Origin of the sequence: Brenneria izbisi (assembly GCF_025840185.1) — a bacterium.
GTDB classification, from domain to species: Bacteria; Pseudomonadota; Gammaproteobacteria; order Enterobacterales; family Enterobacteriaceae; genus Brenneria; species Brenneria izbisi.
On record NZ_JAMPJU010000003.1, the window covers coordinates 197814 to 224660 of the forward strand.

Below are 26847 nucleotides of genomic sequence, written 5' to 3' on the forward strand. Positions count from 1 at the left end.
CATGCTCTTTGCGGAAGATACGTTAAACACAGAGGCCGCTATTCAGTGTTTTATCTCAGATCTCAACCTCCCTATGGCTGATTTCCGCTTAGAGTCCTGGGGCGGAATGATTTTTTGCTGTTTGCCTGCATCATAATCTCGCGTTATGTTGATTAGTTATATTTACAAACCCTGTTGTATTAAGAGGCAAAACCATGGAGATGTTGTCAGGCGCCGAGATGGTGGTCCGATCGTTGATCGATCAGGGCGTGAAACATGTGTTCGGCTATCCCGGCGGTGCGGTGCTGGATATTTACGATGCCTTGCATACGGTCGGTGGTATTGAACATATTTTGGTTCGCCATGAGCAAGGCGCTGTTCATATGGCTGATGGTTATGCGCGCGCCACGGGCGAGGTCGGCGTAGTGCTGGTGACGTCCGGCCCCGGCGCGACCAATGCCATCACCGGTATTGCGACAGCCTATATGGATTCAATTCCTATGGTGGTGCTGTCTGGTCAGGTGGCGACATCGCTGATTGGTTACGATGCGTTTCAGGAGTGCGATATGGTGGGCATTTCCCGACCTATCGTGAAGCATAGTTTCCTGGTCAAGCAGGCGGAAGATGTGCCGACGGTACTGAAAAAAGCGTTTTATCTGGCATCCAGCGGCCGTCCCGGTCCGGTGGTGGTGGATTTACCGAAAGATGTGATGAACCCGGCCAACAAGTTGCCTTATGTTTATCCCGATCATGTCAGCATGCGTTCTTATAACCCGACGGTTCAGGGACATAAAGGACAGATTCGACGTGCATTGCAAACGCTGCTGGCGGCGGAAAAACCGATCATTTACAGCGGCGGCGGGGTGATCAATTCCGGTTGTCATGAAGAACTGCTGGCGTTGGCCGAGAAACTCAATCTGCCGGTGACCTGTTCGCTGATGGGGCTGGGCGGTTTCCCAGGCACGCATCGTCAATGCCTGGGGATGCTGGGGATGCACGGCACTTATGAAGCGAACATGGCGATGCACCATTCCGACGTTATTTTTGCCGTCGGCGTGCGTTTTGATGATCGCACGACTAATAATCTGGCGAAATATTGTCCTGATGCCACCGTACTGCACATTGATATCGATCCCGCTTCAATTTCTAAAACGGTCGATGCGGATATTCCAATCGTGGGCGATGCCAAACAGGTACTGAGCCTGATGCTGGAATTGCTGGCCCAGGGTGAAACCCCGCAGCAATTTGATGCGTTGCGCGACTGGTGGCGGAATATTGAGCAATGGCGCGCCCGTCATTGTCTGAAATACAGCACCGAAGGCGACAGCATCAAGCCGCAAGCGGTGATAGAAACGCTGCACCGCCTGACTGACGGCAAGGCGTATATCGCATCCGATGTGGGCCAGCATCAGATGTTCGCCGCGCTCTATTATCCCTTTGATCTGCCTCGCCGTTGGGTGAACTCCGGCGGGTTGGGCACCATGGGGTTCGGTCTGCCCGCGGCGCTGGGCATCAAACTGGCGCTGCCGGAAGAAACCGTGATCTGTGTGACCGGCGACGGCAGCATCCAGATGAATATCCAGGAGTTGTCCACCGCATTGCAATATGATTTGCCTATCGTGGTGGTTAACCTGAACAACCGTTTCCTGGGCATGGTGAAGCAATGGCAGGACATGATTTATTCTGGTCGTCACTCCAACTCCTATATGGAATCACTACCGGATTTCGTGAAGCTGGCCGAGGCTTACGGTCATGTCGGTATTTCCATTAAGACGCCGGACGAACTGGAAAACAAATTGGCGCAGGCGCTGGCGCGGAAAGACCGGCTGGTGTTTGTCGATGTCAATATTGACAGCAGCGAGCATGTTTATCCTATGCAGATCCGCGGCGGCGCGATGGATGAAATGTGGCTTAGCAAAACGGAGAGGACCTGATAATGCGTCGGATTTTATCGGTATTACTTGAAAATGAATCAGGTGCATTGTCACGTGTCGTCGGTCTGTTCTCACAACGCGGCTACAATATTGAAAGTCTGACTGTTGCGCCCACTGACGATCCAACGCTATCTCGTATGACGATTCAGACTGTCGGTGATGAGAAAGTGTTGGAGCAGATCGAGAAGCAATTGCATAAGCTGGTGGACGTGTTGCGCGTGAGTGAATTGGTTCAGGGATCTCACGTGGAGCGTGAAATCATGCTGGTCAAATTGCAGGCAACCGGATACGGGCGTGAAGAAGTGAAACGTTGCGCCGACATTTTCCGCGGGCACATCGTTGATGTGACATCTTCGCTGTACACCGTCCAACTGGCCGGCACCAGTGACAAACTGGATGCCTTTTTGAATACCGTGCGTGAAGTGGCGGAAATTGTGGAAGTGGCGCGTTCCGGTATTGTCGGCGTTGCCCGCGGCGATAAAATCATGCGTTAACACGCTTTTTCGCTGTTTTTTCTTTTAAGAGGCTCGATAATATCCTATCGAGCCTCTTCATTTTTTATGGCTGTATTCTATATGTGATAAAAGCGGTTGCCGTTCGGTCGCTTCTGCTGTTAGATCTACGCGATATCCATGATGAACTTATGGTCATCGCCATTTTATTTATCCGGCCTATTAAGGGGTTAACGTGAAACTGGATGAAATCGCTCGTCTTGCGGGTGTTTCACGCACTACTGCCAGCTATGTGATTAACGGAAAAGCCAAACAATATCGTGTCAGTGATAAGACCGTTGAAAAAGTCATGGCTGTCGTCAGGGAACACAATTATCATCCCAATGCTGTTGCTGCCGGATTACGCGCGGGGCGCACGCGGTCGATTGGTCTGGTTATTCCCGATCTGGAGAATACCAGTTATACGCGCATCGCCAATTATCTGGAGCGTCAGGCGCGGCAACGCGGCTACCAACTGCTGATCGCCTGCTCTGAAGATCAACCTGATAATGAAATGCGTTGTATCGAGCACCTGCTGCAACGTCAGGTTGATGCCATCATCGTATCCACGGCGCTACCGCCTGAGCACCCCTTCTATCAACGTTGGGCGAATGGCCGTCTGCCGATTATCGCATTGGACAGGGCATTGGATCGTAAGCATTTTACCAGCGTGGTGGGTGCTGATCTGGAGGATGCCGAGATGCTGGCGCAAGAGCTCAGAAAAGTACCGGCGGAGTCGGTACTGTATCTGGGCGCGTTACCGGAGCTTTCCGTTAGTTTTCTGCGCGAACAGGGATTTCGTCAGGCATGGGCGGATGATCCCCGTGAGATCACCTATCTTTACGCCAACAGTTATGAACGCGTCGCGGCGGCGGCTGTGTTTGCCGATTATCTTAAAGATCATCCTATGCCGAAGGCGCTGTTCACCACGGCTTTCCCGCTGTTGCAAGGGGTGATGGATGTGACGCTGAAACAAAGCGGGCGTTTACCGAATAATCTGGCTATCGCGACTTTTGGCGATAATGAACTGCTGGATTATCTGGAGTGTCCGGTATTGTCTGTCGCCCAGCGTCATCGAGAGGTGGCTGAGCGTGTATTGGAGTTGGTGCTGGCAAGTCTGGATGAACCAAAAAGACCAAAGCCGGGCCTGAATCGTATCCGGCGGAATCTGTATCGCCGCGGTTCACTCAGCCGGCTCTGAATTCCGCTTTTAATCTGACGCCATACGTCCTGATGTATGGCGCTGCTTCCCTCTTCTGTTCGTCAACCAGAAACCGCTACCCGGAAAAGCCGACGGCAATATTCCAGAAAATAGCCGTACAGGATGCCCATCATCATCGAAATCACCACATTACTGGTAACCGCCGCCAGTATTTGCGCGGAGTCAGCGCCGATTGCCAGAAGAATGGCGACATAGACCGGAGACTGAAAGCTGACATAAGCGAACAGATCGGCAAGATTGCGCACGATGAAATGATTGGCGCCACGGCGTTTAGCGAAACGCAATATGCGATCACGATAAATGCCATAAGGCCAGGCAATGAGAATATTGACTGGAATGGAGAGCAATCTTGAAGAGAGCGACTGTTCCAAACTCATGCCGGACAGCGCAATCTCGATAATCATACCGGTGACGAAGCAATACACCACTAAGGCAAAAGTATCTGCCGTTGCGCTACGCAATCTTGATGCGGGGGAAAACATACCAATTCACTCCAGAACGAAGCATAGGATAAAAGCCAATAAATGAGGCTTATAAAAAGGCTTTATTTCTACTTTATAAGCTAAACGTAGTTTACATCACTATTTAATGTATTAATAAGTAGCTATAAATATTTATTTTTGACTCAATGGTCAGCTTTTCCGCTACTTTATATTCGATTTGCCGCTTTTTTACCTATTTAGCGCGCTCAAGGAATTAAAAATCTTTATTTTACAATGAGTTGTTTTTTATTGTGTCGGCAAGTGCGGCGGTAAGAAAAATAATATTTAAGAAGCGGGGATGGGTAGTAAAAAATGATAATCTGCCTGCCTTCTTTATTGACGACAGCGAGGAACGGATGGCAGACGTCCTATTTATTCTGTGCCGGTCAGAAATAAATTTTTCTTTTTTGCTGACTGATTTCAGGCGTTAAAAAATGTAAATTAAAGTCAATCGACTGATTAATAAAGAATCGACGATGCCAATGTCAGAAATGTGACCTTGAGCAAGCGCCAACAACCGCTGTATAATTATCCATATCAAGTGAAAGCCTTGTGATGCAAGGCTTCAGGCGGACTAAGACTATTCTGGAAACCTTTCTATTTGGTATCATCCTGTTACTGGAAAATTAATCGGGCAGCGTGAAATTAAAGCTATATCTTTACGTGATGTTATTCATTTAGTGAATTTCTCTTAAATTTTCATGACGTTAATCTTTAATAATCTTCCTCCATTATTTTTTTTACCTTCATGACAGCCCAACATCATGCAGAAATAATTCCAAAGCACGCCTGCTCTGGCTTGACAAGGTTTTAATACCCTCCGTACACTCTTCAATGTGGGAATTTGTGGGATAAAGTGGTGAAAAAGGTTACGAAGGGGTAATTCACGCATGTTTCGTGGTGCTACGCTGGTTAACCTCGACAGCAAGGGGCGGCTTGCCGTACCAACCCGTTACCGGGAAACGCTGAACGAGGAATCGCAAGGTCAAATGGTGTGCACCATTGATCTTCATCAGCCATGCCTGCTGCTTTATCCCCTGCCCGAATGGGAAGTTATTGAACAGAAGCTTTCCCGTCTGTCGAGTATGAATCCAGCGGAACGACGAGTTCAGCGTTTGTTGCTGGGGCATGCCAGTGAGTGTCAGATGGATGGCGCCGGACGCTTGTTGTTGGCGAGCACGCTGCGGCAGCATGCAGGTCTTACAAAAGAAGTGATGCTGGTCGGGCAGTTCAACAAGTTTGAACTGTGGGATGAACAGACCTGGTATCAACAGGTCAGGGAAGATATCGACGCTGAACAATCGACTCAGGAACCGTTGTCTGAGCGATTGCAGGACTTATCACTATAGACATGCTGGAAAATTATAAACATACCACCGTTCTGCTTGATGAGGCTGTTAACGGTCTGAATATTCGCGGCAACGGAATTTATATCGACGGCACATTTGGCCGTGGCGGACACTCTCGCCTTATTCTTTCCCAATTGGGACCGGAAGGGCGTTTACTGGCTATTGATCGCGATCCTCAGGCGATTGAAGCCGCTAAAGCGATAAACGATCCCCGTTTTTCCATTATTCACGGTCCTTTCTCCGCCCTTGAGGATTACGTGGCGGAACGTGATCTGACCGGTCGCATTGATGGCGTTTTACTGGATCTGGGCGTTTCCTCGCCGCAGTTGGACGATCCTGAGCGTGGTTTTTCATTTATGCGCGATGGCCCGTTGGATATGCGTATGGACCCCACACGTGGATTGTCCGCAGCCGAATGGCTGATGAAAGCGGAAGCCGAGGATATTGCCTGGGTATTGAAAACCTTTGGCGAAGAACGTTTCGCCAAGCGGATTGCCCGCGCCATCGTCGAGCGTAACCGTATCGAGCCTATGACGCGGACGAAAACGTTGGCGGAACTGATTGCTGCCGCCAGCCCGATACGTGAAAAACACAAGCACCCGGCGACGCGCAGTTTTCAGGCCATCCGAATTTATATCAACAGCGAACTCGAAGAGATAGAACAGGCATTGAGTGGAGCGTTGAGTGTATTGGCGCCGCATGGCCGCTTGTCGGTGATCAGTTTCCATTCGCTGGAAGACCGAATTGTCAAACGTTTCATCCGTCATCAAAGCCGTGGTCCGCAAGTACCAGCTGGTATGCCGCTGACGGAAGAACAGTTGCGTAGTCAGGGCGGACAAACGTTAAAAGCCGTGGGGAAAATGATGCCTTCCGCTGAGGAAGTCGCGGAAAACCCGCGTGCGCGCAGTTCCGTCCTGCGATTTGCCGAGAGATTACCAGCATGATAGGCAATGAGCGTCACGGGTTGGTCGGCGTTATCGGCGAAGATTTGCTGCGCCATGCCAAACTGCCCTTGTTGTTGATGATTGCGGTGCTGGTATCGGCCGTATTCGTCGTGACAACGGCACACAAGACGCGGCTGTTGACGGCGGAGCGCGAACAGTTGCTGTTGGAGCGTGACGCGCTGGACATTGAGTGGCGTAACCTGATTCTGGAAGAGAACTCGTTAGCGGATCATAGCCGCGTAGAGCGGATCGCGACGGAAAAGCTGCAAATGGTGCATGTCGATCCGTCACAGGAAAATATTGTGGTTAAGCAATGAACTAATAGGCAGCCAATACAGCATGAAAGCAGCCCGTAGCGGAAGATTAAAGCGCCAGGAAGATCAAGCCAGCTTTGTTAGCTGGCGTTTTGCGTTGCTTTGCAGTTGTATTCTACTGGCCATGGTTGCTCTGATGGTGCGTGCGGCTTATCTTCAGGTGATTAACCCTGATCAACTGGTTCGCGAAGGCGATATGCGTTCCCTGCGAGTGCAGGAAGTGCCAACCGCGCGCGGTATGATTAGCGATCGCGCCGGACGCCCCTTAGCGGTGAGCGTGCCGGTAAATGCGGTCTGGGCTGATCCGAAAGCATTGAATGAACGTGGCGGCATTACGCTGGATACGCGCTGGAAAGCACTTTCTGATGCGCTGGAAATCCCTCTTGACCAGATGGCCGCCAAGATTAACGCCAATCCCAACGGACGTTTTGTCTACCTTGCGCGCCAGGTTAACCCCGCCATCGGCGAATATATCCACAAACTTAAATTACCTGGCATCAATCTTCGTCAGGAATCACGCCGCTACTATCCCTCAGGTCAGGTGACCTCCCAACTGATTGGCTTCACCAATATTGATGGGCAAGGTATTGAAGGGGTTGAGAAAAGTTTCGATCGTTGGCTCACCGGGCAACCGGGTGAAAGAACGGTGCGCAAAGATCGGTTTGGGCGGGTGATCGAAGATATCTCCTCAATAGACAGCCAGGCCGCCCACAATCTGGCGCTGAGTATTGATGAGCGCCTGCAGGCACTGGTCTACCGTGAACTGAACAATGCCGTCGCATTTAACAAAGCCGAATCCGGCTCTGCGGTATTGGTTGATGTGAATACCGGTGAAGTGCTGGCAATGGCGAACAGCCCGTCTTACAACCCGAATAATCTGGCGGGGACGCCGAAAGACATTATGCGCAACCGGGCTATTACCGATATTTTTGAACCGGGTTCCACCGTTAAACCGATGGTAGTGATGACCGCGCTACAGCGTGGCGTCATAAAAGAAAACAGCGTTCTTAATACCTTGCCGTATTACGTTAATGGTCATGAAATCAAAGATGTCGCGCGCTACAACGAATTGACGCTGACCGGGGTGTTACAGAAATCGAGTAATGTCGGGGTTTCAAAGCTGGCGTTGGCGATGCCTTCCTCTGCGTTAGTTGATACTTACTCACGTTTTGGATTAGGAAAAACGACCAATTTGGGGTTGGTCGGAGAAAGCAGTGGCATATATCCGCAAAAACAACGGTGGTCTGACATAGAGAGGGCCACCTTTTCTTTCGGCTATGGACTGATGGTAACGCCGTTACAGTTAGCGCGAGTCTACGCCACCATCGGTAGTTTTGGCGTTTACCGCCCGCTGTCGATTACCAAAGTCGATCCACCAGTTCCCGGCGAACGTGTTTTCCCCGAAGCGCTGGTAAGAACCGTGGTTCATATGATGGAAAGCGTTGCGCTGCCTGGCGGCGGCGGCACCAAAGCGGCTATCAAGGGCTATCGAATCGCCATAAAAACCGGTACAGCAAAAAAGGTCGGGCCGGATGGTAAATACATCAACAAGTACATTGCCTACACCGCAGGCGTTGCGCCTGCCAGTAATCCAAGATTTGCTTTGGTCGTTGTCATCAACGATCCACAGGCAGGAAAATATTACGGCGGCGCGGTTTCGGCTCCGGTATTCGGCGCCATCATGGGAGGGGTTTTACGCACAATGAACGTAGAACCTGATGCATTACCCTCCGATGACAAGAATGAGTTTGTAATTAACAGAGAAGAGGGGTCAGGTGGCAGATCGTAATTTGCGCGATTTATTAGCGCCGTGGGTGCAAGACACACCGGCGTGTGCGCTGCGGGAAATGACATTAGACAGCCGCGCTGCGGCTGCCGGGGATCTGTTTGTCGCCGTTGTCGGCCACAAGACGGATGGACGGCGCTATATTCCGCAGGCAATTGCGCAAGGCGTGGCGGCAATCGTCGCCGAGGCTGAAGGCGAGGCTGGCGATGGCGCTGTACGTGAAATGCACGGTGTGCCGGTGGTTTATCTGAGCAATTTGAATCAGCGTCTTTCGGCGCTGGCCGGACGTTTCTACCAACAACCGGCGGAGCGAGTGCAATTAATCGGCGTGACTGGAACGAATGGTAAAACCACCACTACGCAGCTGCTGGCGCAATGGAGCCAGGCGCTGGGTGAAACCAGTTCAGTGATGGGAACGGTGGGCAATGGTTTGCTGGGGCGCGTGGCACCCGCTGAAAATACCACGGGTTCCGCGGTGGATGTCCAGCAGATGCTGAGTCAGCTGGTCGATCAAGGCGCCTCCGTTACGGCGATGGAAGTCTCTTCTCACGGGCTGGTGCAACATCGGGTCGCCGCATTACCGTTTGCGGCGGCCATCTTCACCAATTTGAGCCGTGATCACCTGGATTATCATGGCGATATGGAAAGTTATGAGGCGGCCAAATGGTCGCTGTTTGCCGATCACCGCGTTGGGCAGATGATTATCAATGCGGATGATGAAACAGGACGTCGCTGGCTGGCAAAATTACCCGATGCGGTCGCCGTTACTCTGGAAAACAATTTGGTGCCTGGCTGTCGTGGCCGCTGGCTGAAAGCGACGGCGATTGATTATCACGACAATGGCGCTGTTATCCGTTTCGATTCCAGTTGGGGACAAGGCGAGATTCAGAGCAAATTGATGGGCGCATTCAATGTCAGCAACATGCTGCTGGCATTAGCGACGCTACTGTCGCTGGGATATCCGTTAAGCCAGTTGATTACCGCCGGGGCGCAACTGCAACCGGTGTGCGGTCGCATGGAAGTATTCCATGCCGAAGGTAAACCGACGGTGGTGGTGGACTATGCCCATACCCCGGATGCGCTGGAGAAAGCGCTCGAAGCTGCACGTTTACATTGCCAGGGACAGTTATGGTGCGTGTTTGGTTGCGGTGGCGATCGCGATAAAGGTAAGCGCCCACTGATGGGGAGCATCGCGGAACAGTTGGCTGATCGGGTGGTGATCACGGATGACAATCCGCGTAGCGAGGAGCCGCAGGCTATTGTGGCGGACATTATGGCAGGGTTACTGGATGCGGGCCGCGTTCAGGTGATCCACGGTCGCGCCGAGGCGGTGACCAGCGCTGTTATGCAAGCGCAGGAACATGATGTTGTGCTGGTGGCGGGTAAAGGACATGAGGATTACCAACTGGTTGGCGATCGTCGGCTGGATTACTCGGATCGGATTACCGTCGCTCGTTTATTGGGGGTGATCGTATGATTCGTGTTTCCCTGCGACAACTTGCCTCCGTGCTGAGCGCGCAACTGATTGGCGACAGCATTGATATCGATGAAGTATCGACGGATACCCGTAAATTATCCGCGGGATGCCTGTTTATCGCGTTAAAAGGCGAGAAATTTGACGCGCACGATTATGCATTAGATGCAGTAAAAAACGGCGCGGCGGCTCTGTTGGTCAGTAAGCGCTTACCAGTCGAGGCGCCACAGTTGCTGGTGCCGGATACGCGTCTGGCGTTAGGCAAGCTCGGCGCGTGGGTAAGAGAGCAATCAACGGCGCGCGTCGTGGCGTTGACCGGTTCTTCCGGTAAGACGTCAGTCAAGGAAATGACGGCGGCCATTTTGCGTCAGTGTGGCGATGTGCTTTACACCGCCGGCAATTTTAATAACGACATCGGCGTGCCGTTAACGTTACTGCGCCTGACGCCGGAACATCGGTTCGCTGTGATTGAACTGGGCGCTAACCATATCGGCGAGATCGCCTATACCACTGATTTGGTACGTCCCGAAACGACGCTGGTTAATAACCTCGCGGCGGCGCATCTGGCAGGATTTGGTTCTCTGGCTGGCGTGGCGCAGGCAAAAGGGGAGATTTTTGCCGGGCTGCCGGCTGACGGCGTGGCGATTATCAATGCTGACAGTCATGACTTTCCCCATTGGCAGACGATGTTGAACCACAAAACGGTATGGCGCTTTTCACCACAAGCCGCTGACGATATCGACTTTTTCGCCAGCGACGAGCAATCCTCGGCGCAAGGCACACGCTTTAATCTGCATACTCCGTTCGGGCAGACGGACGTTGTTTTGCCCTTGCCGGGGCGTCACAACGTGGCGAATGCATTGGCCGCCAGCGCGCTGGCGATGTCGGTCGGCGCGCCGCTGACGGCGGTGAAAACCGGTCTGGCGCAACTTAACGCGGTTCCAGGTCGGTTGTTCCCGATTGTGCTGGCAGACGGCAAGTTAGTGCTAGATGACAGTTACAACGCCAATGTGGGATCGATGACCGCCGCCGCGCAGGTACTGGCCGATATGCCGGGATACCGCGTGATGGTGGTGGGCGATATGGGTGAGTTGGGCGATGATGCCGCCGAATGTCATCGTCAGGTCGGAGAAGCCGCGCGGGTGGCTGGCATAGATAAAGTATTAAGTGTGGGAACATTGAGTGAACTGATTAGCCGCGCCAGCGGCGAGGGCGAGCATTTTCAGGATAAACCCGCGCTGATTTCTCGTCTTAACGGACTGATATCCGAACATAACATTATCAGCGTACTGGTCAAAGGCTCCCGTAGTACGGCGATGGAGCAGGTGGTACACGCATTACAGGAGCATGCAACATGTTAGTGTGGCTGGCCGAGCATCTGGCCAAACTTTATTCCGGCTTTAACGTCTTTTCCTATTTGACGTTCCGCGCCATTGTCAGCCTGCTGACCGCATTGGTTATTTCCCTATGGATGGGACCGCATTTGATTGCCTGGTTACAACGATTGCAAATTGGTCAGGTTGTTCGTAACGAAGGGCCTGAATCGCATTTCAGCAAGCGCGGTACGCCGACCATGGGCGGGGTAATGATCCTGGCCTCGATCATTATTTCGGTGCTGATGTGGGTCAACCTCTCCAATCCCTATGTCTGGTGTGTGTTGTTTGTTCTGGCGGGATATGGCGTGGTCGGTTTTGTTGATGATTATCGCAAAGTGGTGCGTAAAGACACCAAAGGGTTGATTGCGCGCTGGAAGTATTTCTGGCAATCCGTCATCGCGCTGCTGGTTGCCTTTGTCATGTACGCGATTGGGAAAGATACTCCGGCCACTCAACTGGTGGTGCCGTTCTTTAAAGATATCATGCCTCAGTTGGGGCTGCTCTATATCGCGCTGGCCTATTTTGTCATTGTCGGCACCAGCAATGCGGTAAACCTGACTGATGGGCTGGATGGCCTGGCGATTATGCCCACTGTGTTTGTCGCCGCCGGGTTTGCGTTGGTTGCCTGGGCAACCGGGAACATGAACTTCGCTGGTTATCTGCATATTCCTTATATCCGCCACGCCAGTGAACTCGTGGTGGTTTGTACCGCGATGGTCGGCGCAGGGCTGGGATTTCTGTGGTTCAACACTTATCCGGCGCAGGTGTTCATGGGCGATGTCGGCTCTCTGGCGCTGGGCGGCGCATTAGGCACGATCGCTGTCCTGCTGCGTCAGGAGTTCTTACTGGTCATCATGGGCGGCGTATTCGTGGTTGAGACGCTATCGGTCATTTTGCAGGTCGGGTCCTTTAAGCTGCGTGGTCAGCGGATTTTCCGCATGGCGCCGATTCATCATCATTATGAACTTAAAGGTTGGCCTGAACCGCGAGTGATTGTGCGTTTCTGGATTATTTCGTTGATGCTGGTGCTGATTGGCCTGGCAACGCTGAAGGTACGGTAAAAAATGGCGGACTATCAGGGTAAAAAAGTGGTCATTATCGGGTTGGGGCTGACCGGGCTCTCCTGTGTTGATTTCTTTCTCGCGCGCGGCGTTACGCCACGCGTGGTGGATACCCGTATCAGTCCGCCTGGGCTGGATAAACTGCCGCTGACGGTGGAGCGTCATCTGGGCGCTCTCAACGATGATTGGTTGATGGATGCCGACCTGATTGTGGTCAGTCCGGGAATGGCGCTGGCTACGCCAATATTGTGCGAGGCGGCGGAAGCGGGCATTGAGATTGTGGGCGATATTGAACTGTTCTGCCGCGAGGCTCAGGCCCCGATTGTGGCGATTACCGGTTCTAATGGTAAAAGCACGGTGACGACGCTGGTCGGTGAAATGGCGCGGGCCGCTGGATGGCAGGTTGGCGTGGGCGGTAATATCGGCTTACCGGCCCTGCAATTATTGCAGCAAGAATACCAGATCTATGTGCTTGAACTATCGAGCTTTCAGTTGGAAACCACCCGCAGCCTGCACGCTGCCGCCGCGACGATCCTGAATGTCACCGAAGACCATACCAACCGCTACCCGCTTGGTTTACAGCAGTATCGTGCCGCTAAGTTACGTATTTATGAACATGCCAACGTCTGTGTGGTGAATGCGGATGATGCGTTGACCATGCCGATCCGCGGCGCGGATATGCGTTGTGTCAGTTTCGGCGTCGACGTTGGTGATTATCATCTGAACCGCCAGCAGGGGGAAACCTGGCTGCGGATTAAAGGCGAGCGGGTACTGAACACCCGCGAGCTCAAACTGGTGGGACAGCATAATTATACCAATGTGTTGGCGGCGCTGGCATTGGCTGATGCCGTCGGTATTCCGCGCGCGTCAGCGCTGACGGCGTTGACGACATTTACAGGCTTGCCTCACCGTTTCCAACAGGTATGGGAGCGCAATGGCATCCGGTGGATCAATGACTCCAAAGCCACCAATGTCGGCAGCACGGAAGCGGCGCTCAGCGGTTTGCAGGTCGAGGGAACATTGTACTTGTTGTTGGGCGGCGACGGTAAATCCGCGGATTTCTCGCCTTTATTGCGTTATTTCCAGGGCGACACTATCCGTTTGTACTGTTTTGGCCGCGACGGTGCGCGGTTGGCGGCTTTACGCCCTGACATCGCGGAGCGGACGGAAACGATGGAACAGGCCATGAAATTGATCGCGGCGCAGGTGAAACCGGGCGACCTTGTCTTGCTGTCGCCGGCCTGCGCCAGTCTTGACCAATTCCGCAGTTTTGAACATCGGGGCGAGGAATTTGCCCGACTTGCGGAGGAATTAGGCTGATGCGATTTTTCCGGCTGGCATTTATCGAACGTCTGAAAAGCTGGGTCATGGGAACGCGTGAAAGCGATTCGCTGAGCATCGTTCTGTATGACCGCACGCTGGTGTGGCTGACGTTTGGGCTGGCGGTAACGGGCTTTGTGATGGTGACTTCCGCATCGATGCCGGTTGGACAACGTCTTGCCAGCGATCCATTCCTGTTCGCCAAGCGCGATGCCTTGTATCTGGGGCTGGCGTTTGCCCTGGCGTTAGTGACGCTTCGCGTGCCGATGGAAATCTGGCAGCGTTACAGCCCGGTGTTGCTGCTGGCGTCAATGGTGATGTTGTTGGTGGTGCTGGTGGTAGGGAGTTCGGTTAACGGGGCTTCGCGCTGGATTTCTCTGGGGCCGTTGCGTATTCAGCCTGCGGAATTATCGAAACTGTCGCTGTTTTGTTATCTCTCCAGCTACATGGTGCGCAAAGTGGAAGAAGTACGTAACAACTTCTGGGGTTTTTGCAAACCGATGGGCGTCATGGTGGTGTTGGCGGTGCTGCTGCTGGCTCAGCCTGATCTGGGAACGGTGGTGGTACTGTTTATTACCACCTTGGCGATGTTGTTTCTGGCGGGCGCGAAATTGTGGCAGTTCCTGGCGATTATCGGGTGCGGCATGTTCGCGGTTGGCTTGTTGATTGTTGCCGAACCTTACCGGATGCGACGCGTCACATCCTTCTGGAATCCCTGGGAAGATCCGTTCGGTAGCGGCTATCAGTTGACACAGTCCCTGATGGCGTTTGGCCGTGGCGAGTTGTGGGGACAAGGATTGGGCAATTCCGTGCAAAAACTGGAATATCTGCCGGAAGCGCATACCGACTTTATTTTCTCTATTTTAGGCGAAGAACTCGGCTATATCGGTGTGGTTTTGGCGCTGTTAATGATATTCTTCGTCGCTTTTCGCGCGATGTCCATCGGACGGCGCGCGCTGGAGATTAACCAGCGCTTTTCGGGTTTTCTGGCCTGCGCCATTGGTATCTGGTTCAGTTTCCAGACGTTGGTGAATGTGGGCGCGGCTTCCGGCATGTTGCCGACAAAAGGGCTGACATTACCCTTGATCAGTTACGGTGGTTCCAGTCTGCTGATTATGTCGACGGCTATCGTTTTACTGTTACGTATTGATTTTGAAACGCGACTGACCAAAGCACAGGCGTTTACGAGGAGTGCCCGATGAGCAGCGAAGGCAAGCGTTTGATGGTGATGGCAGGCGGAACCGGGGGGCATGTTTTCCCTGGGCTGGCTGTGGCGCATCATCTGATGGCGCAAGGCTGGCAGGTACGCTGGCTGGGGACGGCGGATCGGATGGAAGCGGATTTGGTTCCGCAGCATGGTATTGAAATTGATTTCATCCGTATTTCCGGGCTGCGTGGCAAAGGGCTTGGCGCCCAGTTAAGCGCGCCATTGCGCATCTTCCGCGCGGTTCGTCAGGCTCAGGCGATTATGCGTGAATATAAGCCTGATGTGGTGCTGGGCATGGGCGGCTATGTTTCCGGTCCTGGCGGTTTGGCGGCCTGGTTGTGCGGTATACCAGTGGTGTTGCATGAACAGAATGGTATTGCCGGGCTGACCAACCGGTGGTTGTCGCGCATCGCCAAAAAAGTGTTGCAGGCGTTTCCCGGCGCGTTTCCCGGCGCTGAGGTGGTGGGGAATCCGGTGAGAGCGGATGTGCTGGCAATACCGGCGCCTGAATATCGGTTGGCTGACCGTACCGGCCCTATCCGGGTGCTGGTGGTCGGCGGAAGTCAGGGCGCGCGGGTGCTCAACCAGACGCTGCCCGGCGTGGCCGCCCGATTGGGCGACAGTATTACGATTTGGCATCAGGTCGGTAAAGGCGCGCAGTCGCAGGTTGAGCAGGCTTATCAACAAGCAGGCCAACCGCAGCACAAGATTACCGAGTTTATTGATGACATGGCTGCGGCTTATGCCTGGGCGGATGTCGTGGTATGCCGTGCGGGTGCGCTGACGGTCAGTGAAATTGCCGCAGCTGGATTACCGGCGTTGTTTGTGCCGTTTCAGCACAAAGACAGGCAGCAGTATTGGAACGCGTTGCCGCTTGAGAACGTGGGCGCGGCAAAAATTATCGAACAACCGCAGTTCAGCGTTGACGCCCTGAGTGACACGCTGGCGGGTTGGAACCGCGCGACATTGATGAAAATGGCGCGGCAGGCGCGGGCGGCAGCGATTCCAGACGCCACCGAGCGGGTGGCGGCGGAAGTGAGCGCCGCTGCGGAGAGCCGAATCACTCGCGTCGTTCATGGATAGCGGTTCATGAATAGTGGTTCATTTATACAGTATTGCCGGACGATAGTGGAGCCGGGGATGAAACAAGGTAGCGATAGAAAAAAGTGAATACTCAACAACTGGCGAAACTACGTTCAATCGTGCCTGAGATGCATCGCGTCCGGCACATACACTTTGTCGGCATCGGTGGTGCCGGTATGGGTGGTATCGCCGAAGTGTTGGCTAATGAGGGGTATGAGATCAGCGGTTCCGATCTGGCGCCTAATGCGGTCACGCAACAGTTGGCTGAACTGGGCGCGCAGATTTATTTCCACCATCGCGCCGAGAATGTTCTGAATGCCAGCGTGGTGGTGGTATCCACGGCGATCGCCGCGGATAACCCGGAGATCGTCGCTGCGCATGAAGCGCGTATCCCGGTGATTCGTCGCGCCGAGATGCTGGCTGAGTTAATGCGTTTTCGTCACGGCATTGCGATTGCGGGAACGCATGGCAAGACCACGACGACGGCGATGGTCACCAGTATTTATGCCGAAGCGGGATTGGATCCCACGTTTGTAAACGGTGGTCTGGTTAAGGCGGCGGGAGCGCATGCGCGTCTGGGGTCGAGTCGCTATCTGATCGCCGAGGCAGATGAAAGTGATGCGTCTTTCCTGCATTTGCAACCGATGGTCGCGATAGTCACCAATATCGAAGCCGACCATATGGATACTTATCAGGGCGATTTTGAGAACCTGAAGCAGACGTTCATTAACTTTTTACATAATTTGCCGTTTTACGGCCAGGCGGTGATGTGCATTGACGATCCGGTGGTGCGGGAGTTGTTGCCACGCGTTGGGCGTCATATCACGACTTACGGATTCAGCGATGATGCCGATGTGCGCGTCGCCAGCTATCAACAGTTGGGGGCGCAGGGACATTTCACGCTGGAACGTCTGGATAAGCCGGTGCTGCATGTGACATTGAACGCGCCAGGCCGCCACAACGCCTTGAATGCGGCGGCGGCTGTGGCGGTTGCAACGGATGAAGGGATCGATGATGAATCTATCCTGCGTGCGCTGGAGCGTTTTCAGGGAACAGGACGTCGTTTTGATTTTCTGGGTGAATACTCGCTCGAAACGGTAAACGGGCAACCTGGCAACGCTATGCTGGTGGACGATTATGGTCATCACCCGACAGAGGTAGACGCGACGATTAAAGCAGCGCGGGCGGGTTGGCCGGACAGACGTTTGGTGATGGTTTTCCAGCCGCACCGCTATACGCGCACCCGCGATCTGTATGACGATTTCGCACACGTATTATCGCAGGTGGACGTCCTGTTGATGCTGGAAGTTTATCCCGCGGGCGAATCGCCGATCCCAGGGGCGGATAGCCGCTCACTGTGCCGCACCATTCGAGGTCGGGGTAAGATAGATCCTATTTTGGTGACGGATGTGGATACCTTGCCTGAACTGCTGTCACAGGCCCTGCGCGGTGGTGATCTGATTTTGGTTCAAGGCGCCGGTAATATTGGCAAATTGGCCCGCAAGTTGGCTGATGCCAGATTACAGCCGCAGATAAGTGAACGAGGAACATCATGACGGAGAAAGTTGCTGTATTGCTTGGTGGAACCTCTGCTGAACGCGACGTGTCGTTACTTTCAGGTCAGGCGGTATTGGATGGTCTGAAAGCGGCGGGAATTAATGCCCACGCCGTCGATACGCGTGAGTTTCCCGTCACGCAGCTAAAAGATGAAGGATTTACCAAAGTCTTTATCGCTTTGCACGGTCGTGGTGGTGAAGACGGCACATTGCAGGGCGTTCTGGAATTTTTGCAATTGCCTTATACCGGCAGTGGCGTAATGGCGTCGGCGCTGACGATGGATAAATTACGCACCAAACTGGTGTGGACAGCGTCGGGCTTACCGGTTTCTCCGTATGTTGCGTTGAGCCGCCGGCAATTCGCGGCGCTTAGTCAGGACGAACTACTGACGAAGCTGGCGCATCTGGGATTGCCGCTGATTGTGAAGCCAAGCCGCGAAGGTTCCAGTGTTGGCATGACCAAAGTGAATCAGAAAAGCGAATTGCGTGCGGCGATGGAAGAAGCGTTCCGCCATGATGACGAGGTATTGGTGGAGAAATGGCTGAGCGGCCCGGAATATACCGTCGCCATCCTTGGCGATGAAGTCCTGCCCTCTATTCGTATTCAGGCGGCGGGCACGTTCTACGATTACGAGGCGAAGTATCTGTCGGATGATACCCAATACTTCTGCCCAAGCGGTTTGTCAGTCGAGAAAGAGCAGGAACTGGCCGCGTTGTCGATGGCGGCGTACCGCGCCCTTGATTGCCGGGGCTGGGGACGCGTTGACCTGATGATGGATAATGATGGCGCGTTTTATCTGCTGGAGGTGAACACCTCGCCGGGGATGACAAGCCACAGTCTGGTGCCGATGGCGGCACGTCAACGCGGCCTGAGCTTCTCGCAACTGGTGGCAAAGGTATTGGAGTTGGCCGGCTGATATGTCGCAGGCAGCGCTGAATACACGTGGCCGAGAGCCGGAAGCGAAAAGGTCGCGTCGCAGCAACGGGGGGCAGTTGGCCGGAATCCTGTTCCTGCTGATGGTGATAGGGACGATCATCTGGGGAGGCTGGATGGTCGTCGGGTGGATGAAAGATACCAGCCGTTTGCCTTTGTCGCGCATGGTGGTGACAGGCGAAAGGCAGTACACCACCAATGACGATATTCGTCAGGCTATTCTGGCATTGGGGGCGCCCGGCACGTTCATGACACAGGATGTGAATGTTATTCAACAGCAGATTGAACGTTTGTCGTGGATTAAACAGGCCAGTGTTCGTAAGCAGTGGCCGGATGAATTAAAGATTCATCTGGTTGAATATGTGCCTGTGGCCCGTTGGAATGACCTGTTGATGGTCGATGCTGAAGGCAATTCTTTCAGCGTTCCCACGGAGCGGATAGGGAACCGCAAGATGCCGTTACTGTATGGCCCGGAAGGAAGTGAAACCGATGTGCTGGAGGGTTACCGGACGATGAACCAGGTACTGGCAGCAAGGAAGTTTACGCTAAAAATGGTGGCGATGAGTGCGCGTCATTCGTGGCAACTGGGATTGGAAGACGACATCCGTCTTGAACTGGGACGGGATGATCGGGAACGGCGGCTGGCGCGTTTTATTGAGCTTTATCCTTTGTTGCAGCGGCAGGCGCAGGGCGAGAGCAAACGTCTCAGCTATGTTGATTTGCGTTATGACTCTGGCGCGGCTGTAGGTTGGGCGCCGGCATTGCTTGATCAGCAAGGCGTTGATCAGAAAAAAGACATTGATCAGCAACAGAACAGTAATCAGAAACAAAATCAGGCACAGGCTAAACAACAATGATCAAGTCGACGGACAGAAAACTGGTAGTTGGGCTGGAGATCGGTACAGCAAAAGTGGCTGCGCTGGTAGGGGAGGTTCTGCCCGATGGCATGGTCAATATTATCGGTGTGGGCAGTTGCCCGTCACGCGGTATGGATAAAGGCGGCGTCAACGATCTCGAATCTGTCGTCAAATGTGTGCAGCGCGCCATTGATCAGGCTGAACTGATGGCGGATTGCCAGATCTCCTCCGTGTATCTGGCGCTATCGGGAAAACACATTAGTTGCCAGAATGAAATAGGGATGGTGCCTATTTCCGAAGAAGAAGTGACGCAGGAAGATGTTGAAAGCGTGGTGCATACCGCCAAGTCCGTGCGGGTGCGTGACGAACACCGGGTGCTCCATGTGATCCCGCAGGAGTATGCCATCGACTATCAGGAAGGGATTAAAAATCCGGTTGGATTATCCGGCGTGCGGATGCAGGCCAAAGTCCACCTGATTACCTGCCATAACGATATGGCGAAGAATATTGTCAAAGCGGTGGAACGCTGCGGCCTGAAAGTGGATCAGTTGATTTTCGCTGGTCTGGCATCCAGCTACGCCGTATTGACGGAAGATGAGCGCGAATTGGGCGTGTGCGTGGTGGATATCGGCGGCGGCACGATGGACATTGCGGTGTATACCGGCGGCGCCCTGCGGCATACCAAGGTTATTCCTTATGCGGGCAATGTGGTCACCAGCGACATCGCTTACGCGTTCGGTACGCCGCCGACAGATGCGGAAGCGATCAAGGTTCGCCACGGGTGCGCATTGGGCGCGATTGTCAGTAAAGATGAAAATGTGGAGGTCCCAAGCGTGGGGGGACGTCCGCCGCGTAGTTTGCAGCGGCAAACATTGGCTGAAGTGATTGAGCCACGTTATACCGAATTGCTGAATTTGGTAAACGATGAACTTTTACAGTTGCAGGAGCAGTTACGTCAACAAGGCGTCAAGCACCATCTGGCAGCGGGTATTGTACTGACCGGTGGCGCCGCGCAAATCGACGGGTTGGCCGCTTGTGCGCAGCGTGTATTCCATACACAGGTGCGTATAGGGCAGCCGCTAAATATTACAGGTCTGACGGATTACGCTCAGGAGCCTTACTACTCTACAGCGGTGGGGTTACTGCACTACGGCAAGGAGTCTCACCTTGGCGGTGAGCACGAAGTCGAAAAACGTGCCTCAGTGAGCAATTGGTTCAAACGGATCAATAGCTGGTTGAGGAAAGAATTTTAATTTTATCAAAGAGATCACCTGGCACAGTTTATGATCTCGCAGTTACAGGCACAAAACGGAGAGAAATTATGTTTGAACCTATGGAATTAACCAACGACGCGGTGATTAAAGTCATCGGCGTCGGTGGCGGTGGCGGCAACGCTGTCGAACACATGGTGCGCGAGCGCATCGAGGGCGTTGAATTCTTCGCGGTCAATACCGATGCGCAGGCATTGCGCAAGACGGCTGTCGGCCAGACCATTCAGATCGGCAGCGGAATTACCAAAGGTTTGGGGGCTGGCGCCAACCCGGAAGTCGGTCGTAATTCCGCGGAAGAAGATCGTGAAGCACTGCGTACTGCGCTTGAAGGCGCGGATATGGTGTTTATCGCCGCCGGCATGGGCGGCGGTACTGGCACCGGCGCGGCGCCGGTGGTGGCGGAAGTGGCGAAAGATTTGGGAATTCTGACGGTAGCCGTCGTGACCAAACCTTTCAATTTTGAAGGCAAAAAGCGTATGGCTTTTGCTGAACAGGGTATCGCCGAACTGTCCAAGCATGTCGACTCCCTGATCACCATTCCAAACGACAAACTGCTGAAAGTCTTGGGGCGCGGTATTTCTCTGCTGGATGCGTTCGGCGCGGCCAACGATGTATTGAAAGGCGCGGTGCAGGGTATCGCCGAATTGATTACCCGTCCCGGCCTGATGAACGTCGACTTTGCAGACGTGCGTACCGTGATGTCCGAAATGGGTTATGCCATGATGGGTTCCGGTGTGGCGCGTGGTGAAGATCGTGCGGAAGAAGCGGCGGAAATGGCGATCTCCAGTCCATTGCTGGAAGATATCGATCTGTCTGGCGCCCGCGGCGTGCTGGTTAACATCACCGCTGGTTTCGACCTGCGTCTGGATGAATTTGAAACGGTGGGTAATACGATTCGCGCCTTCGCTTCCGACAATGCGACAGTGGTTATCGGTACTTCCCTTGATCCTGAAATGAACGATGAACTGCGCGTCACTGTCGTGGCGACGGGTATCGGCATGGACAAACGTCCTGAAATCACACTGGTGACCAATAAACAGTCAAGTCAGCCAGTGATGGATCATCGCTATCAGCAACATGGCATGACGCCGCTGACTCAGGAAAAACCGGTTGCGAAGGTGGTTAACGACCAGAACCCGCAAACCAATAAAGAGCCAGACTATCTGGATATCCCAGCGTTTTTGCGTAAGCAGGCGGATTAATACTGCCGTATAACGTTGGAATCTCCGCTCTTTGTGCTAAACTGTCCCACCGGGCCTGGTGTATACTAGGTCGGTAGGTTCAGTAATATGCGAGATAAAATGATGATCAAACAACGTACATTAAAGCGTATTGTTCAGGCGACAGGGGTCGGTTTACATACCGGCAAGAAAGTCACCCTGACCATGCGTCCTGCACCGGCGAATACCGGGGTCATCTATCGTCGCACTGACTTGAATCCCCCGGTTGATTTTCCGGCTGATGCAAAATCCGTGCGTGATACCATGCTCTGTACTTGCCTGGTTAATGAGCATGACGTGCGTATTTCTACGGTGGAGCATCTTAACGCAGCCTTGGCTGGGTTGGGAATCGACAATATTGTCGTTGAAGTTGATGCACCGGAAATTCCAATTATGGATGGCAGCGCCAGTCCTTTCGTTTACCTGCTGTTGGATGCTGGGATCGAAGAACTGAACAGCGCCAAGAAATTCGTGCGTATCAAACAGCCAGTGCGTGTTGAAGATGGCGACAAATGGGCCGAGATGACGCCGTTCAACGGTTTCCATCTGGACTTCACCATCGATTTCAATCACCCTGCTATTGATACAGGTTCCCAGCGTTATCGTCTGGACTTCTCTGCTGATGCGTTCGTGCGCCAGATTAGCCGCGCGCGTACCTTCGGTTTTATGCGTGATATCGAATACTTGCAGTCTCGTGGGTTGTGCCTGGGCGGTAGTTTCGATTGTGCAATAGTCGTAGACGATTATCGGGTGCTGAACGAAGACGGTTTACGTTTTGAAGATGAGTTTGTCCGCCATAAAATGCTGGACGCCATCGGCGACCTGTTTATGTGTGGTCATAACATCATCGGCGCCTTTACTGCATTTAAGTCGGGCCATGCCTTGAATAACAAACTGTTGCAGGCGGTTCTGGCCAAGCAGGAAGCGTGGGAATTCGTCACCTTTGAGGACGAAGCTGAAATGCCGTTGGCATTTAAAGCGCCGTCAACCGTATTGGCGTAACGCTTAGTGCCGTCATTTTTTATTACGACTGGTTTTACTGGTACTCTCTCCGGCCAGTGAAGCCAGTCGTTCTAGTATCTTGCGTAATTTCTCCGGGCTGTGTCCAGCCAGACTTCTCAATGTTTCCGCGCTTTGCTCGCTTAACTGACGCAACGGCTTGCTCGGTGTCTCGTTGGTGGACGGTGTATGGTTATTTTTCAGGATTTCATGCCCTTTTGCGGCGAGTGATGGATTAATCCTGATGTCGATTGAAGCCAATGATGGTAATATTTGTGCGCGTAATGCAGAGATCAAGGCGGGCTGTTCATAACGTAACCGCATCAACCAGTTAGCGTTGGCGGTTTCCAGAACCAGCAGGCCTTGACGATAATTTGCTACGCGGCACCATGGGTGCAATTGTGCAGGAAGCAACCCGCGTACCGCGCGGTTGAGTTTTAGCAAGGCGATAGCGCGTTGCTGTACATCACGCAATGGACCTGCGCCCGACGCTGATGCGTTATCAAACAGGGACTCCAGTGATTGTGGGCGACTATCACGCATAAATCAGGCTCCGACGGACGTTAAAAACTTGTGATCGGTATTCTAAATCGTTGGCGACACTTTGGCAGACGTTATTTCTGGCCGCATCTCCTGTTGGGGATGGTCGCGGCGAGTCTTGGCTTGCCGACAAGTTTGAATGATGCTCGGGATCTGGCTTCGATGCCAAATTCCGCGTCCAGCTTCATCCGCCCGAATAGCGTATCTCTCAGCCTTACCGATCTCATGGCGCTGAAAGAGGCGCATCGCCGTTCATCTTTTGGTGTGGATTACTGGCATCAGCATGCCATTCGTACCGTCATTCGTCACCTTTCTTTTGCACTGACGACGCCACAACAAATTAATGCGCAGCAGGCTGATGAGCTACAGCCGCACTCGTTGGTGTTGCTGGACACGCTTAATGCGCTGTTAACGCGTGAAGAAAAACCTCCCACCGCCGTTCATCAAACCGGGCGCGTTTCCTTTTTTTCCCCGACTCGTTATCAGGCGGGACTCTGGCTAGCCCAGATGCAAGGCATTCGTGCCGGCCCATACTTCCAGCGCTGAAAAATACGTTATTGATAATTAATAGCTGTAGAAATTTTCTCCAGCATTTTGATGTTGTGCAGCCGCTGGATGAGTGGCATTTTTGAGATTAAAACTATTATGGTCATGAATATACTCACCAAAATTTTTGGTAGCCGTAACGATCGCACCTTGCGCCGCATGCGCAAAAACGTGGACGTGATTAACCGCCTGGAACCGGCGATGGAAGCGCTTTCGGATGAAGAACTGAAAGCGAAAACGATTGAGTTTCGCGCCCGTCTGGAGAAAGGCGAAGCGTTGGAGAGCCTGTTGCCGGAAGCTTTTGCGGTGGTTCGCGAAGCCAGTAAGCGTGTATTTGGCATGCGCCATTTTGATGTACAGCTTATCGGCGGGATGGTATTGAACGAGCGCTGCATCGCAGAAATGCGCACCGGTGAAGGTAAAACGCTGACGGCGACTTTGCCCGCTTACCTCAATGCGTTGACAGGGCGCGGCGTACATGTGGTGACGGTGAACGACTATCTGGCACAACGTGACGCCGAAAATAACCGTCCGCTGTTTGAATTCCTCGGACTGAGCGTCGGGATCAACCTGCCTGGCATGCCGGCCCCAGCGAAACGCGAAGCTTACGCGGCGGATATTACTTACGGCACCAACAACGAATATGGTTTTGACTATCTTCGTGACAACATGGCGTTCAGCCCGGAAGATCGCGTTCAGCGTAAATTGTATTATGCATTGGTGGATGAGGTTGACTCCATTCTGATCGACGAAGCGCGCACGCCACTGATTATTTCCGGTCCTGCCGAAGACAGTTCCGAGCTTTATACTCGGGTGAATAAGATCATCCCGCATCTGATCCGGCAGGAAAAAGAGGATTCCGATACCTTCCACGGTGAAGGCCACTTTTCCGTTGATGAGAAATCCCGCCAGGTTAACCTTACCGAACGCGGTCTGGTGCTAGTCGAAGAGTTGCTGGTTAAAGAAGGCATCATGGACGAAGGCGAATCGTTGTACTCGCCGACGAACATTATGCTGATGCACCATGTGACCGCCGCGTTGCGTGCTCATGTGCTGTTTACCCGTGATGTGGATTACATCGTCAAAGACGGTGAGGTCATCATCGTTGATGAGCACACTGGCCGTACCATGCAGGGGCGTCGCTGGTCTGATGGTCTGCATCAGGCGGTGGAAGCGAAGGAGCATGTGACGATTCAGAACGAAAACCAGACGCTCGCTTCCATCACGTTCCAAAACTATTTCCGTCTGTATGAAAAACTGGCCGGGATGACCGGTACGGCGGATACCGAAGCATTTGAGTTCAGTTCCATTTATAAGCTGGATACGATTGTTGTACCAACCAATCGTCCGATGATCCGTAAGGATTTGCCCGATCTGGTTTATATGACGGAACAAGAGAAAATTGATGCGATCATTGAAGATATCAAAGAGCGTACCGAAAAGGGTCAGCCTGTTCTGGTAGGGACAATTTCCATTGAGAAATCGGAAGTGATTTCTCATGCGCTGGAAAAAGCGGACATTAAGCATAGCGTGTTGAACGCCAAATTCCATGCGATGGAAGCGGATATTGTCGCTCAGGCCGGTCAGAGCGGCGCGGTCACCATTGCCACCAACATGGCCGGTCGTGGTACGGATATTGTGCTGGGCGGTAGCTGGCAGGCTGAAATCGACCATCTGGACAACCCGGATGAAGAACAAATCGCGGCAATCAAGGCAGCCTGGCAGGAGCGTCACGATGCGGTGCTGGCAGCGGGCGGTTTGCATATCATTGGTACTGAGCGCCATGAATCCCGCCGTATCGATAACCAGTTACGCGGTCGTTCCGGTCGTCAGGGGGATCCGGGGTCTTCTCGTTTCTATCTGTCGATGGAAGATGCGTTGATGCGTATCTTTGCCTCCGACCGCGTGTCCAACATGATGCGTAAGCTTGGGATGAAACCGGGCGAGGCGATTGAGCACCCCTGGGTAACCAAAGCGATCGCCAACGCGCAGCGTAAAGTGGAAAGCCGCAACTTCGATATTCGTAAGCAATTGCTTGAGTATGATGATGTCGCCAACGATCAACGTCGGGCAATTTATACTCAGCGTAATGAATTGCTGGATGTTTCCGATATCAGTGAAACCATCAACAGCATTCGTGAAGATGTATTCAAGGTAACCATCGACAGCTATATACCGCCGCAGTCTCTGGAAGAAATGTGGGATACGGAAGGTCTGGAACAGCGGCTGAAAAATGATTTTGACCTGGATATGCCGATTAAAGAGTGGTTGGACAAAGAACCAGAGTTGCATGAAGAAACGCTGCGCGAGCGTATTTTCCAACAGGCGATCGACATGTACCAGCGCAAAGAAGCGATTGTGGGCAGCGAAGTCATGCGCAACTTCGAGAAAGGCGTGATGCTGCAAACGCTGGATTCCCTCTGGAAGGAGCATTTGGCGGCGATGGATTATCTGCGTCAGGGTATTCATCTGCGTGGTTATGCCCAGAAGGACCCCAAACAGGAATACAAACGTGAGTCGTTCTCAATGTTTGCGGCTATGCTGGAATCACTGAAATATGAAGTGATTAGCACATTGAGTAAAGTGCAGGTTCGCATGCCGGAAGAGATTGAAGCACTGGAGCAGCAGCGCCGTGAAGATGCTGAGCGTCTGGCTCGCCAGCAGCAACTGAGTCATCAGGAAGAAGAGATCCTTGCCGCTGCCCCGGTACATGCCGATCGTAAAATTGGCCGCAATGATCCTTGTCCTTGCGGATCGGGTAAAAAGTATAAGCAATGTCACGGTCGTTTACAGAAATAACGCAAGCAGTATTAGGGTCATAATGAAAAGGCGGTGATATACCCAATAAATTTCAAGAGGCGGCAACCGAGTAACAAATTCAGCGGGAAAGAATTTGAGCAGT

At 53.1% G+C, this 26847-nt stretch carries 23 protein-coding genes; 21 read left to right on the forward strand and 2 right to left on the reverse strand.

The genetic code is table 11. The features are described 5' to 3' along the window. Nucleotides 1-194 precede the first annotated feature (194 nt). From ilvI to cra, 3 genes are all read left to right on the forward strand, one after another. The gene (ilvI, locus tag NC856_RS06010; RefSeq protein WP_264089524.1) at nucleotides 195-1913 is read left to right on the forward strand and encodes an acetolactate synthase 3 large subunit; all 1719 of its coding nucleotides are present in this window, start codon (nucleotides 195-197) and stop codon (nucleotides 1911-1913) included. 2 nt (nucleotides 1914-1915) lie between these two features. Further along, complete coding sequence (ilvN, locus tag NC856_RS06015) at nucleotides 1916-2407, forward strand: acetolactate synthase small subunit (RefSeq protein ID WP_264089525.1); 492 nt, start codon at nucleotides 1916-1918, stop codon at nucleotides 2405-2407. 193 nt (nucleotides 2408-2600) lie between these two features. Beyond that, nucleotides 2601-3605, forward strand: a complete 1005-nt coding sequence (gene cra / locus NC856_RS06020; protein WP_264089526.1) for a catabolite repressor/activator — start codon at nucleotides 2601-2603, stop codon at nucleotides 3603-3605. Nucleotides 3606-3667: 62 nt separating this feature from the next. Here the strand turns inward: cra and NC856_RS06025 are convergent, their stop codons facing one another. Next, nucleotides 3668-4108 carry an L-alanine exporter AlaE gene (locus tag NC856_RS06025; protein WP_264089527.1) on the reverse strand — a complete coding sequence of 147 codons (441 nt, stop codon included), beginning with the start codon at nucleotides 4106-4108 and terminating at the stop codon, nucleotides 3668-3670. Nucleotides 4109-4998: 890 nt separating this feature from the next. On the opposite strand from NC856_RS06025, the gene mraZ reads away from it, so the two are divergent. The 16 genes from mraZ (at nucleotide 4999) to lpxC (ending at nucleotide 22862) form a co-directional block, all read left to right on the forward strand. Continuing rightward, the gene (mraZ, locus tag NC856_RS06030) at nucleotides 4999-5457 is read left to right on the forward strand and encodes a division/cell wall cluster transcriptional repressor MraZ (RefSeq protein ID WP_264089528.1); all 459 of its coding nucleotides are present in this window, start codon (nucleotides 4999-5001) and stop codon (nucleotides 5455-5457) included. Nucleotides 5458-5459: 2 nt separating this feature from the next. Next, a complete protein-coding gene (rsmH, locus tag NC856_RS06035; protein WP_264089529.1) occupies nucleotides 5460-6401 on the forward strand; it encodes a 16S rRNA (cytosine(1402)-N(4))-methyltransferase RsmH in 942 nt (313 codons plus the stop codon). Then, a complete protein-coding gene (gene ftsL / locus NC856_RS06040; RefSeq protein ID WP_264089530.1) occupies nucleotides 6398-6718 on the forward strand; it encodes a cell division protein FtsL in 321 nt (106 codons plus the stop codon). The genes rsmH and ftsL overlap by 4 nt, the downstream gene beginning before the upstream one ends. 22 nt (nucleotides 6719-6740) lie before the next feature. Then, a complete protein-coding gene (locus tag NC856_RS06045; protein WP_264089531.1) occupies nucleotides 6741-8504 on the forward strand; it encodes a peptidoglycan glycosyltransferase FtsI in 1764 nt (587 codons plus the stop codon). Next, nucleotides 8491-9978, forward strand: coding sequence for a UDP-N-acetylmuramoyl-L-alanyl-D-glutamate--2,6-diaminopimelate ligase (gene murE / locus NC856_RS06050; RefSeq protein WP_264089532.1), 1488 nt, complete (start codon nucleotides 8491-8493; stop codon nucleotides 9976-9978). The genes NC856_RS06045 and murE overlap by 14 nt, the downstream gene beginning before the upstream one ends. Next, entirely contained in the window at nucleotides 9975-11336 is a 1362-nt protein-coding gene (gene murF / locus NC856_RS06055; protein ID WP_264089533.1) for a UDP-N-acetylmuramoyl-tripeptide--D-alanyl-D-alanine ligase, read from the forward strand. Before murE ends, murF begins: the two co-directional genes overlap by 4 nt. Next, the gene (mraY, locus tag NC856_RS06060; RefSeq protein WP_264089534.1) at nucleotides 11330-12412 is read left to right on the forward strand and encodes a phospho-N-acetylmuramoyl-pentapeptide-transferase; all 1083 of its coding nucleotides are present in this window, start codon (nucleotides 11330-11332) and stop codon (nucleotides 12410-12412) included. Before murF ends, mraY begins: the two co-directional genes overlap by 7 nt. Nucleotides 12413-12415: 3 nt before the next feature. Continuing rightward, on the forward strand, nucleotides 12416-13732 hold the full coding sequence (murD, locus tag NC856_RS06065; RefSeq protein ID WP_264089535.1) for a UDP-N-acetylmuramoyl-L-alanine--D-glutamate ligase: 1317 nt from the start codon (nucleotides 12416-12418) through the stop codon (nucleotides 13730-13732). Further along, nucleotides 13732-14934: a cell division protein FtsW gene (ftsW, locus tag NC856_RS06070; RefSeq protein ID WP_264089536.1), complete on the forward strand. Its 1203-nt coding sequence runs from the start codon at nucleotides 13732-13734 to the stop codon at nucleotides 14932-14934. The genes murD and ftsW overlap by 1 nt, the downstream gene beginning before the upstream one ends. After that, nucleotides 14931-16022: an undecaprenyldiphospho-muramoylpentapeptide beta-N-acetylglucosaminyltransferase gene (gene murG / locus NC856_RS06075; protein ID WP_264089537.1), complete on the forward strand. Its 1092-nt coding sequence runs from the start codon at nucleotides 14931-14933 to the stop codon at nucleotides 16020-16022. The genes ftsW and murG overlap by 4 nt, the downstream gene beginning before the upstream one ends. Nucleotides 16023-16105: 83 nt before the next feature. Beyond that, the gene (murC, locus tag NC856_RS06080; RefSeq protein ID WP_264089538.1) at nucleotides 16106-17578 is read left to right on the forward strand and encodes a UDP-N-acetylmuramate--L-alanine ligase; all 1473 of its coding nucleotides are present in this window, start codon (nucleotides 16106-16108) and stop codon (nucleotides 17576-17578) included. Next, nucleotides 17575-18495, forward strand: a complete 921-nt coding sequence (locus tag NC856_RS06085; RefSeq protein ID WP_264089539.1) for a D-alanine--D-alanine ligase — start codon at nucleotides 17575-17577, stop codon at nucleotides 18493-18495. Before murC ends, NC856_RS06085 begins: the two co-directional genes overlap by 4 nt. 1 nt (nucleotide 18496) lies before the next feature. Then, on the forward strand, nucleotides 18497-19369 hold the full coding sequence (gene ftsQ / locus NC856_RS06090) for a cell division protein FtsQ (RefSeq protein WP_264089540.1): 873 nt from the start codon (nucleotides 18497-18499) through the stop codon (nucleotides 19367-19369). Next, nucleotides 19366-20622, forward strand: coding sequence for a cell division protein FtsA (gene ftsA / locus NC856_RS06095; protein ID WP_264089541.1), 1257 nt, complete (start codon nucleotides 19366-19368; stop codon nucleotides 20620-20622). Before ftsQ ends, ftsA begins: the two co-directional genes overlap by 4 nt. Nucleotides 20623-20690: 68 nt before the next feature. After that, complete coding sequence (gene ftsZ / locus NC856_RS06100) at nucleotides 20691-21842, forward strand: cell division protein FtsZ (RefSeq protein ID WP_264089542.1); 1152 nt, start codon at nucleotides 20691-20693, stop codon at nucleotides 21840-21842. 102 nt (nucleotides 21843-21944) lie between these two features. After that, on the forward strand, nucleotides 21945-22862 hold the full coding sequence (gene lpxC / locus NC856_RS06105) for a UDP-3-O-acyl-N-acetylglucosamine deacetylase (protein WP_264089681.1): 918 nt from the start codon (nucleotides 21945-21947) through the stop codon (nucleotides 22860-22862). Between the two features lie 12 nt (nucleotides 22863-22874). On the opposite strand, the gene NC856_RS06110 is transcribed toward lpxC, so the two are convergent. Beyond that, nucleotides 22875-23402 (reverse strand): DUF721 domain-containing protein, encoded by a 528-nt coding sequence (locus tag NC856_RS06110; protein WP_264089543.1) that lies wholly within the window; start codon nucleotides 23400-23402, stop codon nucleotides 22875-22877. Between the two features lie 30 nt (nucleotides 23403-23432). On the opposite strand from NC856_RS06110, the gene secM reads away from it, so the two are divergent. After that, complete coding sequence (gene secM, locus NC856_RS06115; protein ID WP_264089544.1) at nucleotides 23433-23945, forward strand: secA translation cis-regulator SecM; 513 nt, start codon at nucleotides 23433-23435, stop codon at nucleotides 23943-23945. A gap of 99 nt (nucleotides 23946-24044) precedes the next feature. Beyond that, complete coding sequence (gene secA / locus NC856_RS06120) at nucleotides 24045-26744, forward strand: preprotein translocase subunit SecA (protein WP_264089545.1); 2700 nt, start codon at nucleotides 24045-24047, stop codon at nucleotides 26742-26744. Nucleotides 26745-26847: the final 103 nt, after the last annotated feature.